The sequence below is a fragment of the Epilithonimonas hominis genome (genome assembly GCF_003730015.1).
Taxonomy (GTDB): domain Bacteria; phylum Bacteroidota; class Bacteroidia; order Flavobacteriales; family Weeksellaceae; genus Epilithonimonas; species Epilithonimonas hominis.
The window spans coordinates 1-13,510 of record NZ_RJTU01000008.1; the positions used below are offsets into that span (position 1 = coordinate 1).

The 13,510-nt window shown below is 35.5% G+C and carries 12 protein-coding genes and 1 pseudogene; 10 read left to right on the forward strand and 3 right to left on the reverse strand.

Going from position 1 to position 13,510, the window contains the following annotated elements; all coding sequences use genetic code 11:
- Positions 1 to 47: 47 nt before the first annotated feature.
- Positions 48 to 233: pseudogene (locus EGH73_RS14450) on the forward strand (IS982 family transposase); the annotation flags it as partial.
- Positions 234 to 303: 70 nt separating this feature from the next.
- Here EGH73_RS14450 and EGH73_RS00325 read toward each other — a convergent pair.
- Together EGH73_RS00325 and EGH73_RS00330 are read right to left on the reverse strand one after the other, a co-directional pair.
- Positions 304 to 1,896, reverse strand: coding sequence for a peptide chain release factor 3 (locus EGH73_RS00325; protein ID WP_123280165.1), 1,593 nt, complete (start codon positions 1,894 to 1,896; stop codon positions 304 to 306).
- Positions 1,897 to 2,098: 202 nt separating this feature from the next.
- Positions 2,099 to 3,283, reverse strand: coding sequence for an MFS transporter (locus EGH73_RS00330; protein ID WP_123280166.1), 1,185 nt, complete (start codon positions 3,281 to 3,283; stop codon positions 2,099 to 2,101).
- A 221-nt stretch (positions 3,284 to 3,504) separates the two neighbouring features.
- On the opposite strand from EGH73_RS00330, the gene EGH73_RS00335 reads away from it, so the two are divergent.
- Genes EGH73_RS00335 through EGH73_RS00345 form a run of 3 tightly spaced genes read left to right on the forward strand, consistent with a single transcriptional unit; the run spans position 3,505 to position 6,257 of the window.
- Entirely contained in the window at positions 3,505 to 4,305 is an 801-nt protein-coding gene (locus tag EGH73_RS00335; protein WP_123280167.1) for a class I SAM-dependent methyltransferase, read from the forward strand.
- Complete coding sequence (locus tag EGH73_RS00340; RefSeq protein WP_089770656.1) at positions 4,306 to 5,217, forward strand: glycosyltransferase family 2 protein; 912 nt, start codon at positions 4,306 to 4,308, stop codon at positions 5,215 to 5,217. It abuts the gene before it with no gap.
- Positions 5,214 to 6,257 (forward strand): hypothetical protein, encoded by a 1,044-nt coding sequence (locus EGH73_RS00345; RefSeq protein ID WP_123280168.1) that lies wholly within the window; start codon positions 5,214 to 5,216, stop codon positions 6,255 to 6,257. Before EGH73_RS00340 ends, EGH73_RS00345 begins: the two co-directional genes overlap by 4 nt.
- A 5-nt stretch (positions 6,258 to 6,262) precedes the next feature.
- On the opposite strand, the gene EGH73_RS00350 is transcribed toward EGH73_RS00345, so the two are convergent.
- A complete protein-coding gene (locus tag EGH73_RS00350; protein WP_123280169.1) occupies positions 6,263 to 7,342 on the reverse strand; it encodes an FUSC family protein in 1,080 nt (359 codons plus the stop codon).
- A gap of 156 nt (positions 7,343 to 7,498) precedes the next feature.
- On the opposite strand from EGH73_RS00350, the gene EGH73_RS00355 reads away from it, so the two are divergent.
- From EGH73_RS00355 to EGH73_RS00380, 6 genes are all read left to right on the forward strand, one after another.
- Positions 7,499 to 9,826 (forward strand): ATP-dependent helicase, encoded by a 2,328-nt coding sequence (locus EGH73_RS00355; RefSeq protein ID WP_123280170.1) that lies wholly within the window; start codon positions 7,499 to 7,501, stop codon positions 9,824 to 9,826.
- A gap of 230 nt (positions 9,827 to 10,056) precedes the next feature.
- Positions 10,057 to 10,731, forward strand: coding sequence for an ABC transporter ATP-binding protein (locus tag EGH73_RS00360; RefSeq protein WP_089770652.1), 675 nt, complete (start codon positions 10,057 to 10,059; stop codon positions 10,729 to 10,731).
- A gap of 15 nt (positions 10,732 to 10,746) precedes the next feature.
- Positions 10,747 to 11,424 carry a RadC family protein gene (radC, locus tag EGH73_RS00365; RefSeq protein WP_123280171.1) on the forward strand — a complete coding sequence of 226 codons (678 nt, stop codon included), beginning with the start codon at positions 10,747 to 10,749 and terminating at the stop codon, positions 11,422 to 11,424.
- Complete coding sequence (locus EGH73_RS00370) at positions 11,424 to 12,326, forward strand: hypothetical protein (protein ID WP_123280172.1); 903 nt, start codon at positions 11,424 to 11,426, stop codon at positions 12,324 to 12,326. The genes radC and EGH73_RS00370 overlap by 1 nt, the downstream gene beginning before the upstream one ends.
- Positions 12,327 to 12,377: 51 nt before the next feature.
- A complete protein-coding gene (locus EGH73_RS00375) occupies positions 12,378 to 12,887 on the forward strand; it encodes a DUF7935 family protein (protein ID WP_089770649.1) in 510 nt (169 codons plus the stop codon).
- A gap of 6 nt (positions 12,888 to 12,893) precedes the next feature.
- Positions 12,894 to 13,505, forward strand: coding sequence for an inorganic pyrophosphatase (locus EGH73_RS00380; RefSeq protein WP_123280173.1), 612 nt, complete (start codon positions 12,894 to 12,896; stop codon positions 13,503 to 13,505).
- Positions 13,506 to 13,510: the final 5 nt, after the last annotated feature.

A 13,510-nucleotide genomic window follows, 5' to 3' on the forward strand; every position in this document is an offset into this window, starting at 1 on the left:
TTGATTAAAAAATCGTAAATTTAATTGATTACCAAGTCATTAAATACATGAACAATCTTATTCAAAACTACAAAATTATTTTAAAAGAATTGACAAACACCTGTAAATATATTACTACAAGTAAGCAAATTAGGCTTCCAAAAATGTCTGATTTGGAACTTGTGGCACTCAACCTCACTGCAGAATATATGTCTATTAACTCTGAACTACAGTTATTTAGATGCACAACAGGTTAGGTAATATATAAATATACACAATATTTCCAACAAAAAAATCCGCAGAAAACTCTGCGGATTATATATTTTAATGATTTTTAAACTCACTGATAAAATGCAGTTTTACATTTGGAAACTTTTCCTGCGTCATATGAATCGTAAAAGACGAATCGGCTAAGAAAACCAATTGGTCATATTTGTCTCTAGCCAAGAAACGCTGTTTCAGTCTCGCAAATTCTTTGAATTCTTCAGACTTTTCATCCGCCTCAACCCAACACGCTTTGTGGATGCTGATTGGTTCATAAGAACATTTCGCACCATATTCGTGTTCCAAACGATATTGGATAACCTCATACTGAAGCGCACCAACTGTTCCAATGATTTTTCTGTTGTTCATTTCCAGCGTAAATAACTGTGCAACACCTTCGTCCATTAGCTGGTCAACACCTTTCGCCAATTGTTTCGCTTTCAATGGGTCGTTGTTATTGATATAACGGAAATGTTCCGGAGAGAAACTCGGGATTCCTTTGAAACTTAGCTTTTCGCCGGCAGTCAAAGTATCACCAATTCGGAAACTTCCCGTATCGTGAAGACCGACAATATCGCCGGGGAAACTCTCGTCCACAACTTCTTTTTTGTCTGCAAAGAAAGCGTTAGGAGAGGAGAACTTCATTTTTTTACCTTCTCTTACAAGGAAATAATTTTCATTTCTTTTGAAAGTTCCGGACACGATTTTCACAAACGCCAGACGGTCTCTGTGTTTCGGATCCATATTGGCGTGGATTTTGAAAACAAATCCTGTAAAATTCTGTTCTTCTGGTTTTACCAATCTGGTTTCACTTTCTTTCGGTTGTGGCATTGGAGCGATATCAATGAATGCATTAAGCAACTCACGAACGCCGAAATTATTAAGAGCAGAACCAAAGAAAACCGGCTGCAAATCACCGTTCATATAATCTTCACGATTAAATTCTGGGTAAACAGACTGAATCAAATCCAATTCTTCACGCAGAGTTTTCGCCGCTTTTTCGCCAACCAATTCATCAATTTGAGAATCGTTGATATCATCAATTTTCAGAGATTCACCAACTTTCTGTTTTTTCTCTTCCAAGAACAATTGGATGTTATTTTCCCAAATATTATAAATCCCTTGGAAGTCGCTTCCCATACCAATCGGAAGAGAAAGTGGACAAACCGTCAAACCTAATTTCTGCTCTACTTCATCCAGCAAATCGAAGGCATCTTTACCTTCACGGTCGAGTTTATTAATGAAAACAATCATCGGAATGTTTCTCATTCTACAAACCTGAACCAATTTTTCTGTCTGTTCCTCAACCCCTTTTGCAACGTCAATTACAACAATCACAGAGTCAACCGCAGTCAGCGTTCGGTAAGTATCTTCCGCAAAATCTTTGTGACCAGGCGTATCCAGAATATTGATTTTGTGATCTCTATATTCAAAAGCTAAAACCGAAGTTGCCACAGAAATTCCTCTCTGACGCTCGATTTCCATAAAGTCGGAGGTTGCTCCTTTCTTGATTTTGTTGGATTTTACAGCACCAGCTTCCTGAATCGCCCCTCCAAAAAGCAGGAGTTTTTCCGTCAACGTAGTTTTCCCCGCATCGGGGTGGGAGATGATTCCGAAAGTTTTTCTTTTGCTGATTTCTTGTTGTAAAGACATAATAAAATTTGAGATTGCAAAAATCGTGATTTTTATCGGATTCTGAAAATCGGTTTTGCTTCTAGATAATAATATCTAAATCTAAGCGATTATTTTGACTGAGCAGAAACAAAAACCTCGACCAAGGTTAAAAAGTTACCTTCAGAAAAAAATTAATTTTTTAAAAGTTATAAAGGATTCAAAAATTAATCATCTTATAAAGTTATTTAGATTGATTCACTTTCAGGTAATAGGCCAGAATTAAACCTAACAAAACAATTCCAACGCTTAAGGGAAAAATATGGGGTAGTCCAAATTGGTCTGCAACGCCGCCAATCAAAGGTCCGGTTATCCCTAACGAAATATCAATAAATAAACCATAACCTGCCAGCGCAGAACCTTGGTTGGAAGAATGAACGGTTTTCATAGCCATAACACCTAATGCTGGAAATATCAGAGAAAATCCTAAACCTGTAATTCCGGCACCAATCAAGGCTAAATACGGATGAGAGGATAATGTAATAATCACTAGTCCCAAGGTTTCCACAGCCAGACATACAATAGCTACATTGATTCCGCCAAAACGGTTGATGGCATTACTGAAAACTAATCTGCCGGCAACGAACAAAAGCCCGAAAACAGATAAGCACATCGCACCATCTTGCCAATGATAATAATCGTAATAAAGTGTTACAAATGTAAATATTGTAGCAAAACCAAGACCGCCCATTGCAAGACAAAGTCCAAACGGCGCTACTTTTCCCAGAACATTCCAAAAGGATTTTTGTTCTTCTGCAGATTGTCTACCGGTACAATTGTCTTTCTTCCTGGCCAAGAAAAATCCGACTACTCCTAAAAGAATAATTAAAATGCCCAAACCGTAGAAACTAAAATATTTTACGATGGTAACGCCCAAAGATGCACCAACCGCCAAAGCACCGTAGCTGGCAATACCGTTATAAGAAATAATCTTGGCGGTGTGTTCTTCCCCAAAAGTCATAATCGCCCAATTGATAGGGCTAGCGCCAATCAGTCCTTCGGCGCAACCTGTGAAAAATCTTGTAATAATCAGAAATAATAAACTTACAACAGGAGATAACCTAAAGTAATAAGCCAATATCAAAACCAATCCTGTGAAAGAAAAACTGAGCATACTGGCCAGAACAGCGGGCTGAGGACCTTTGCTGTCAATCACTTTTCCGGAGTAGGCTCTCAATAGAAAAGTCATTACATACTGTAGACTTATAACAACTCCTGCGATCAACATACTGAAACCAAGACTTTTATTTATAAATATAGGTAAAACAGACAATGATAAACCGATAATAAAATAACCTATAAAAGTGAAAAATACATAAGATATAATGCCGTTTGATAAATTTTTGTTTTTGTCAATCGTTGTATCCATAACATTAAAATCAAAGATGCAAAGTTACTTCGGAAAATTGATTTTGAAGCATTCTGAGATATTAATTATTAGATAAATTTAAGGCGATATTTCGTCATAAATTCTGCCAAAATGAGTAACTTTCGGCTTTCAAATGAGCAGAAGCTGCTTTCTCACGAAAAGTTAGAAGAAATTCTCGATTCAAGAAATATGCTGAACCCTCATATAAAAATTACCGTTTGATGACTAAGTTTCAGAAGTTAATAAAATCTATAAAACATATTATAAAGCAACCAAGTTTGGTAAATCTGATTCTCGATCAGAACGATATTAGGAAGGCAGAATTTCAGGAAAAATATCCTCATCTATTGAGTTTACCGGAAGTATCGATGGATGAGATCTGCAATGGTAATTTTCAGTCAGAAGTAGATCTTTTTATTTTGGATGGCGGCTCGCTTCCTACAGACCTGGCTCTGCTGAAAACTTTGGCAAAGGGCAGAAATAGCTATTTCGAAATCGGCACTTGGCGCGGCGAAAGCGTTTGGAATGTGGCAAAGGAAATTGAAGATTGTACAACACTCAATCTTTCCAAAGCCGAAATGGAAGCAATGGGTTGGAACAAAAAATATGCAGAACTACACGGAATTTTATCAAAGAAAAACCCTAAAATCCTGCATTTGGAAGGCAACACAAAAACCTTTGATTTTGCAGGACTAAATAAAAAATATGACCTCATTTTTATAGACGGAGACCATTCCTATGAGATGGTAAAGCACGATACAGAGCAGGTTTTCAAACATTTGGTTCACGATAATTCCATTGTGGTGTGGCATGATTATGCGTACAACCCAGAGAAAATACGCTATGAAGTTTTCAAAGCTATTCTGGACGGAACGCCGAAAGCATTTCACAAGAATCTTTATCATCCTCAGAACACGATGTGCGCGCTTTTTACGACAGAAAATTATAAAACTTCCAGTTTTCAAAGCCCGAAAACACCGGAATATTTGTTCAAGGTAAATCTGGAATCAAATAAATTCTAAATGAAATTTCTGATTATCATTCCTGCTCACAACGAAGAAAACAATATTTCTTTCTGCCTAGAATCCCTGAAGAAACAGAACTTTCAGGATTTCGTTTGTATGATTGTGAATGATGGTTCCACAGACAGAACTGCTGAAATTATCAATAACTTTAAGATTCAGGATTCAAGATTCAGAGTTTTGGATTTAGAAACATCCGAACATTCTCCCGGCGCAAAAGTCGTTCGCACCTTCGATAAAGGTTTGCAAGCTTTGGATTGGAAGGATTTTGATGTGGTTTGTAAATACGATGCAGACATTGTTTTTCCCACAAATTATTTAGAGAAGATCAATCAGACTTTTGAAACCAATCCAAAAGCAGGAATAGTGTCTGGTTTGGTTTATATCAAAAAATATAAGTCCAATTCCGAGATTAAAAATCTAAGAAATCCAAACGAAAATTGGTTAGACTTCAGTAATAAAAACGGAGAGTGGGTTTTCGAAAATCTGTCTTCCAAAAATCACGTTCGTGGTCCTATAAAAGCCTACAGAAAAGAATGTTTTGAAGATATGAATGGCTTGCGAGCTGTTCTTGGTTGGGATAATCTCGATATTTTATTGGCTAAAAAACACGGTTGGGACGTTGTTACGATTAAAGATCTTTGGGTAAAACATCTTCGTCCAACGGCTTACAAATATAAATCTCAAAAGGCAGAAAAGCTCGGTCAATACTTTTATAACATTGGTTTGAGTTTGCCTTTAGCAATGATTTCGTCAGCAAAATCAAGTTTTAAAAATCGTTCTGCAAAAGAGTTTTTCATTACCATCAATTCTTTTCTGAAACAAAAAGAACGACAAAATCTCAGCACAGAAGAAATCAAGTTCATCCGAAATCTGCGTTGGAAAGAGTTTTTCAAAAACTTTGGTTTATGAAAAAAAACGCCTACATAGAACTCGATACACATGCCGAATTAGCGGCTAATTTCTATGAATCAACCAAAGATTCATCACAAATATCTGTTGATTTTTATTTCTCGGAAAAAATTTTTAAAATCATCAACATTCACGGTGAAAATATTTTCCTCACGGATAATTGTGAAATTTTTGAAACGCTGGAAAATAAAAAATACGATTTGATTATCATTGGAACTGTCCACAGGCATTTTAATCTATACAAAACAATTGTTGGAAAATTCAAAACTGCTATTATTGTTCACAACCTGAATTTCACCAAAGCTTCCAAATGGCAGTTGTTCAAAAGTATTTTCAAAAAAGATTTTAAATACAGACTAAAATTACTCCTGAAAGAATCCTTGCTGGATGCTCCGAAAGTTTATAAACAGTCGCACTATCTGTTGGGAATTGATGAGTTGATCTCAAAGAACAATAACCTCAAATTTCTACCCATTTATTTTAATCAATTTTATTCTAGCGAATCAGAATATGACACTCTAAAAATTGTGATTCCCGGCACAGTTTCGCAAAGCAGGCGAGATTATTATTCATTTTTTGAAAAACTAAAACAATTCAGAGATATCGAAGTTAATTACAAGATTATTTTACTTGGAAAAGCCACGGGAAAGGAATTGCAAAATATAAAGTTAATTTCATCTCAACTTCCACAATTCATTTCTATACAATATTTTGAGGATAAAATATCACAGAAAGAATTTGATGATTGGATGAGAAAAGCGGATGTTTTATATTGTCCGATTCAAAAAGAAACTGAATTTTTCTCTATCAAAGAAATCTACGGTAAAACGAAGATCAGCGGAAACATTGGTGACGCTATCAAATATGCGAAACCTGCCATTTTCCCAAAAACTTATGCTTCAGATTTAAAATTTATCATCAAAGAAAAAACGGATTTGCAGACTCAATTTTCAGAAGTTAGTAATCAGGCTTTTGATTTTAATAATTATATAAAAGAAAATATTTCGGAAGAATTAATCCAGTTATTAAAAGCACTTTAAGAACTTTATTTTAAAAAACTTTTACTCAGAACAATTTTTGATTTTCTCAAATTCTTTATTGAACCGAATCTGATTCTCTCATTATACAAAAACCAACCGCCAACACAACCAATTCCGCTACCAATTAAAATCTCCAACAGTCTCATTTTTAAAAGATAATTGGGATCGAGTGAAGTAGAACTTCCTGTTTCAGCAAGTAAAATTCCCATCGGTGTCAGAAATATTACAGCTAAAGCATAATGTCTTGTAATCAACATTTCGACGATGATTTGAAGTGTGATAATACAAATGCAAATCCACAAAATATCGTTCACATAAGAAAAGATAAACCAAGCAATTCCTAGTCCGATAATGGTTCCTATAATTCTATGCAAGCCTCTTTTCCAAATATGATATCGGTTTACACCTTGTAAAACTGCTAAGCTGGAAATCGGAATCCAATAAGGATATTCTAGTTTGAAAATCTGTCCAACCAAAACCGAAGCAAACATACAAATGCCAATGATAAAGGATTCTACAAGGTTCACGTAAGGATTGATTTGAAAAGTTGTTAAAGAAGATTTTGATTCTTTCTTGTTTTTCATCAAACTGTAAATCAAACAGATAAGACAAGCGTTCAAAGTTCCAATGGTGAAAATTCCTATTTTCTGAGGAATAGCTTCTGGATGATGTGGAAGTCCGATTGCCATAGATGCCATCATGATGAAGAAAAAACTTCCAGGTGGTTTCAAATTGAAATATCTGACGATGTAATAAGCAATTGCCGAAAAAATCCCGAAAGCAAAAGGCGCAATCCACATATTAAAACTAAAAACCAATCCGAAAATGTAAGAAATAATCATCCCAAAAGAACAGACAAACATCTTCATCATAATCTCAAAAATATCTTTGCTATTCGGAATGTAAAGGATGACCAAACCTGCTAAACTAGCAGTTAAAGCCGACCTGACATCTGCAAAAAAATAACCGAATAATAACGGAATTCCCACTGCAAATCCTGCAAGGAAAGGAATATGCCAGCTTCTGGGCGAAGGTTTCAATACAAAAAAAGAACTGATTTCTTCTTTAATATAATTGATTTTCAATGGATTGATTTTTACTTTAGAATTAGATTTTGGCAGTCATAACTTGTTTTTTGTGCCAGTGCAAAATTAATAATAATCATTCATTTTCAACTTCTGATGCAATGATAAATTGCTTAAAAATCGCTATTTTTGTTATCTTAAAATTTTGAGATTATAATGGATTATCTGAAAGGATTGAATGAGCCACAGTTTGAAGCAGTTACAACATTAGAAGGACCTTTGATGGTTTTAGCAGGCGCAGGTTCCGGCAAAACACGAGTTCTGACGATGAGGATTGCTCATCTGATAACTAATGGTATAGATCCTTTCAACATTCTTGCTTTGACGTTTACGAACAAGGCGGCCAAAGAAATGAAAGAACGTATCGCAAAAGTCGTAGGCGTGAGCGATGCACGTTCACTTTGGATGGGAACATTTCACTCTGTTTTTGCAAGAATTTTGAGAAGCGAAGCGCATTATCTCGGCTATCCTTCCAACTTTACCATTTATGATGCTCAGGATGCTTTGAATGTCCTGAAAAAAGTCATCAAGGATATGAGTGTAGATGCGGAGGTTTATAAAGCTAAAAAGGTTCTTTCGAGAATCTCTCAGTATAAAAATAACCTGATAACTGTCAATGCCTATTTCAATAATCCAGAGTTGATGGAAGCAGACGAAAGAGCTAATATGAGGTTGATTGGCGAGATTTACCGAAAGTATGTTGAGGCTTGTTTCAAAAATGGTGCGATGGATTTTGATGATTTATTACTGAAAACAAACGAATTACTGACACGTTTCCCTGAAGTGTTAGCTAAATATCAAGACAGATTTCGATACATTTTGGTTGATGAGTATCAGGATACAAATCATTCACAATATTTGATTGTCAAAGCTTTAGCATCGAAATTTGAGAATATCTGTGTGGTAGGTGACGATGCTCAGTCGATTTATTCATTCCGTGGCGCTAATATTTATAACATCCTGAATTTCAAAAAAGATTATCCAGATGCAGTCACTGTTTCTCTGGAACAGAATTACCGCTCGACACAAAATATCGTAGATGCAGCCAATGTAGTAATTTCAAAAAATTTGCAACAATTCAAGAAAAATGTTTTTAGTGAAAATGAAGTCGGGGAGAAGATAAAAGTTTACCGAAGCCTTTCCGATGCGGATGAAGCTAATTTCGTATCGGCCAATATCTTCGAACTTCATAACACTCAACAGAGAAAATTCTCGGACTTTGCAATTCTTTACCGTACCAATTCGCAAACCAGAGCTTTTGAAGATGCGCTCAGGAAAAAAAATATTCCTTACAGAGTTTATGGCGGCTTGTCTTTCTACCAAAGAAAAGAAGTCAAAGATTTACTGGCTTACCTAAGGATTTTGATTAATGAAAATGATTCCGAAGCCTTATCCAGAATCATTAATTATCCAGCAAGAGGCATTGGTGAGACCACTCAAAACAAACTGATTGTTTTTGCAGATGCCCGCAATGTTCCGATAACTCAGGTTTTGGACAATCTCGGATTTTATGCACCGCAATTAGGCTTAAATAACGGAATTATCACCAAGCTTGGCGATTTTTGGGCGATGATAAAAGCATTCCAGGTGATGCTGAAAACTGAAAACGTCTATGATGTCGCCATGGAAGTTGCAAAACGAAGCGGTTTGATTAAATTCTTAAAAGAAGATCAAACGCCGGAAGGAATTTCCCGAGTGGAGAATATCCAGGAATTACTGAACTCGATGCAGGGATTTATTGAGGAACAGAGACAGATTGAAGACGGCGACCCGAGCCTTTCCAATTTCCTAGAGAATATTGCGTTGTCATCCGATACTCAGAATGATAAAGATGATGGTGATAAAGTATCGCTGATGACCATTCACTTATCCAAAGGATTAGAATTTCCCGTAGTTTATCTTGTAGGCTTAGAAGAAAATCTGTTCCCGAGTTTTATGAGCTCATCTACCAGAGAAGAACTGGAAGAGGAAAGACGTCTGTTTTACGTTGCATTAACAAGAGCAGAGAAACAGGCTTATTTCACCTATGCTGTTTCACGTTTTCAATGGGGAAAAATTACCGATTCTGAGCCTTCTAGATTTTTGAGCGAGGTAGATTCAAAATACATCGAATTTATTAATCCGATGCTGGAAGCGAGATTCGTGAATAATTCCGGAATCAGTTCCAACATTTTCGATGAAAGACCTTCTGAACCACGCTTTTTTAAAAAGAAGGAAGAGAAAAAAACTCTGGAAAGAAATGAGACTATTCCTGCGGTAAAGAAAACATTAAAACCTGTAGCAACTGCTAAAATAATTAATCCAAGCGGTTCATCTTCAGAAGATATAGAAGTGGGCGACAGAGTTCGTCACGACCGTTTCGGTGTTGGTGAAGTGACATTTCTGGATGGAACTGATCCTCAGAACATCAAAGCCAAGGTCATTTTTGCAAATGAAGGGGAGAAAAACCTTATTCTGAAATTTGCGAAATTGACGAAGATTTAGAAAGAAACGAGAATCAAGGCAAAAGATTCATGAAAATATTTTATTTAACCACAAAAGGTACAAAACAATTATAGAAATTAATTCTTGTGAAGAACAAGAAAGAATTACATCATCATAAAACTTTTTTAAGCTTTTGAAAATCCTAGAAAACAAAAAAACTTTTGTGACTTTTGTGGTTAATATTTTAATAAAAAGCTAAAAACAACTCGCTAGAAGCCAAAGGCAAAATTATGATTCGAGCAAAAAATATACATAAATTCTACGGAACACTGGAGGTTCTGAAAGGTGTTGATATCCATATCAAACCAAGCGAAGTGATTTCCATTGTTGGAGAATCCGGGGCCGGAAAATCAACGCTACTGCAGATTTTAGGAACACTGGATAAACCTTCGGAAATTGACAAATTCAATACTGAAATTGCCTTAGACGGCAATTCTTATCTTAAAATGAAAGATAAAGAATTATCCAAATTCCGTAACAAAAATATCGGTTTCGTATTTCAGAATCATCAGCTTTTACCTGAGTTTACAGCACTTGAGAATGTTTTGCTTCCTACCAGAATTGCCGGTATTGCCGAAAAAACAGTAATCGAAAAGGCGCATTCCCTATTTGAGGATTTAAACATTGCCGCCAGACTGCATCATAAACCATCCGAACTTTCCGGAGGTGAAGCGCAAAGGGTTGCTGTTGCAAGAGCATTAATCAATTCTCCAAAAATTATATTTGCCGATGAACCGACGGGAAACCTGGACTCTAAAAATGCTGATGCACTTCACCAGTTATTTTTTGATTTGAGGGATAAATACCAGCAGACCTTTGTAATCGTGACGCACAATCCTATTCTCGCAGAGAGCACAGACAGGAAGCTGGTGATGAAAGACGGACAGATTATCAACAATCTCTAATTAGTTCCAACCACTTTGAGCATAAAATCCCTTGCGGAAGACGACCGCCCAAGAGAAAAATTCCTGCTGAAAGGAAAAGCTGCAGTTTCGGATTCGGAACTGTTAGCCATCATTATGGGCAGTGGAAATCGTGAGGAGTCCGCTGTTGAATTGGCAAGAAGAATTTTATATTCGGTGGAAAACAATTGGCACAGACTAAGTCAGCTCAACATAAAAGATCTGATGAAATTTAAAGGCGTAGGCGAGGCCAAAGCCATTTCTATTGCTACTGCTCTGGAAATTGGAAACAGGAAATCTCAGCAGGAAGTTTTAGAAAGACAACAAATTACTAGCAGCCGAGAGGCTTTTGAGATACTGCAACCTCATCTTTCTGACTTGCAAACGGAAGAATTCTGGGTTATTTTTTTAAACCATCAGAATAAAATTCTCTATAAAAACTGTCTTTTCCGTGGCGGAATTGCAAGTTCTGTTGCTGATGTACGAGTTATTTTCAAGACAGCTATCGAGCATTTTTCTACCGGCATTATCATCGCTCATAATCATCCTGCTGGTAGTCTGAAGCCTAGTCAACAGGACATTAATATTACCAATAAAATAAAGGAAGCCGGAAAACTGCTGGATATCGAATTGCTAGATCATCTGATTATTGCTCAGAATAAATTTTACAGTTTCAAAGAAGAAGGGATTTTATAATGATAAAACGACTGAAATATCACGAAATTGATTTTAATAAATATAATGCTTGTATAGAAAATTCTTTACAAAATTCGGATTATGCACAAAGAGAATTTCTGGATATCGTAACAGGAAAAAGTTGGGAATTAATCATTTATGATGATTATGAAGCTGTAATGCCTGTTCCTTTGATAGTCAAATTTGGTTTTAAAATTGTTCTAATGCCAAAACTTTGTCAACAATTGGGAATATTCTCCAATCAGGATTCTGTATATATTAATAATCTATTCTATAATTATCTTACAAAAAATTACATTGTTTTATTTTATGCTTTTAATGGAAATAATGAAGTTTCAAATATTGGATTGAAAAAATCTTACATTATTCCAAAAGATCAATATTCTGAAGTCAAAAAAAGATATAGTATCCACAGAAGGAGAAATGTAAGGATAATTGGTGATTTGGAAAACAATATCATATTTCGCAATAGTTTAAAATCCGAAGACAGGACATTTTTTGTGGAAAATATTAAGGGAATCAAAAATAAGGAAGATGCCAGTATTTATTTTGATTTGATGCAAACTTTGTATGAGCAAAAACTTATGAATATTGAGATCCTAGGATATAAAAATCAAATAGAATCTATGGCTGGTTTGTATTGTGGTAAAACCAGTCATTATCTCAGTCTTTTCGTTAATAAAAACCCTTTATCTAACACCAATATTCCATCTATAGTTATTGATAATTACTTAAAAAAAACTATTGCAGATCAAGATTTTGATTTTATGGGAAGTGATGTAGAAAACGTTGCAAAATTCAATGAACGATTTGGTGCTATAGCTTACAAATATCCTATTGTTTCTAACAGTAAAAAAGAAGTATTGATTCAAATTCTGAAGAAAATCTTCTTTCTTAGATAAATAATTTATTTTCTAATCAAAAATCCTTAATTTTGCAGTCCGATTTGAGATATGTTTGATTCAGATTATTTACCTTACGCTGTTGCAGCTATCATCGCTTTTCCATTTTTGGTTTTTGCAAAACAGTTTGTGAATGCCTTTGTGAGGCTCAAAAAACAGGAAATTAATTTTCTAGCTACCAAATCCAATAATGAAATAAAATTCCATGCTCTGGAAAGAATGACACTATTTCTGGAGCGTTTGAAACCTTCTAACCTCGTCATGAAGTTTGACAAAAATCTGAAGCCGCACGAGTTTGTGTACCTCACAGAAAAAAACATCAATGAAGAATTCGAATATAACGCTTCCCAGCAATTGTACATTTCAAGATCTTCTTGGCAGGATATTGTAACAAGTAAAAATAATGTCACGCAACTTTTGAGGAAAACCTATGAAGAGCTGAATGAAAACTCTGGATTGGAAGATTTCAAAACAGTATTTCTGATGAGCTATGTAAATTCGGAAGATTATATCTCAGACACTATCGAAAATCTAAGAAAAGAACTAAACAAAATAATATAAATAAACATGATTCCTAATTTTAAAGCACATCCTTGGCACGGGATCTCTGCCGGAGAAAAAGCGCCTGAGGTGGTAAACGTTTTTGTAGAAATTGTTCCTACAGATACTATAAAATATGAAGTAGACAAGGAAACAGGATATCTGAAAGTAGATCGTCCTCAGAAATTTTCCAATATCATTCCAGCATTGTATGGCTTTATCCCGAGAACATATTGCGAAGAAGAAGTAAAAAATCTTGCAGTGGCTACAGGTGCTACAGACATTACAGAAGGAGACCACGATCCGTTGGATATTTGCGTTTTGAGCTCCCACAATATCACTTCTGGAAACATTTTGATGGAAGCTATTCCAATCGGTGGATTCCAGATGATTGACAAAGGAGAAGCAGATGATAAGATTATCGCTGTATTGGTAGAAGATCAGGTTTACGGACACATCAGAGATATTTCGGAATTACCAAAAGCAGAAGTCAATCGTTTGCTTCACTATTTTTTGAGTTATAAAAACCTGCCAACTGAACCTGCAAAAGTTAAAATCGACTTGGTTTATGGGGCAGAACACGCTAAAAAAGTGATTTTAGCTTCACAAAAAGATTACACGGACAATTACGCTAAGTAATTATA

What these genes read in the sequence shown, in the direction of transcription:
- EGH73_RS00345 (WP_123280168.1), top strand. Translation starts at nt 5,214, where the DNA reads ATGAAAAAAAACGCCTACATAGAACTCGATACACATGCCGAATTAGCG.
- EGH73_RS00360 (WP_089770652.1), top strand. Translation starts at nt 10,057, where the DNA reads ATGATTCGAGCAAAAAATATACATAAATTCTACGGAACACTGGAGGTT.
- EGH73_RS00355 (WP_123280170.1), top strand. Translation starts at nt 7,499, where the DNA reads ATGGATTATCTGAAAGGATTGAATGAGCCACAGTTTGAAGCAGTTACA.
- EGH73_RS00340 (WP_089770656.1), top strand. Translation starts at nt 4,306, where the DNA reads ATGAAATTTCTGATTATCATTCCTGCTCACAACGAAGAAAACAATATT.
- EGH73_RS00370 (WP_123280172.1), top strand. Translation starts at nt 11,424, where the DNA reads ATGATAAAACGACTGAAATATCACGAAATTGATTTTAATAAATATAAT.
- EGH73_RS00380 (WP_123280173.1), top strand. Translation starts at nt 12,894, where the DNA reads ATGATTCCTAATTTTAAAGCACATCCTTGGCACGGGATCTCTGCCGGA.
- EGH73_RS00335 (WP_123280167.1), top strand. Translation starts at nt 3,505, where the DNA reads ATGACTAAGTTTCAGAAGTTAATAAAATCTATAAAACATATTATAAAG.
- EGH73_RS00330 (WP_123280166.1), bottom strand. Translation starts at nt 3,283, where the DNA reads ATGGATACAACGATTGACAAAAACAAAAATTTATCAAACGGCATTATA.
- EGH73_RS00375 (WP_089770649.1), top strand. Translation starts at nt 12,378, where the DNA reads ATGTTTGATTCAGATTATTTACCTTACGCTGTTGCAGCTATCATCGCT.
- EGH73_RS00325 (WP_123280165.1), bottom strand. Translation starts at nt 1,896, where the DNA reads ATGTCTTTACAACAAGAAATCAGCAAAAGAAAAACTTTCGGAATCATC.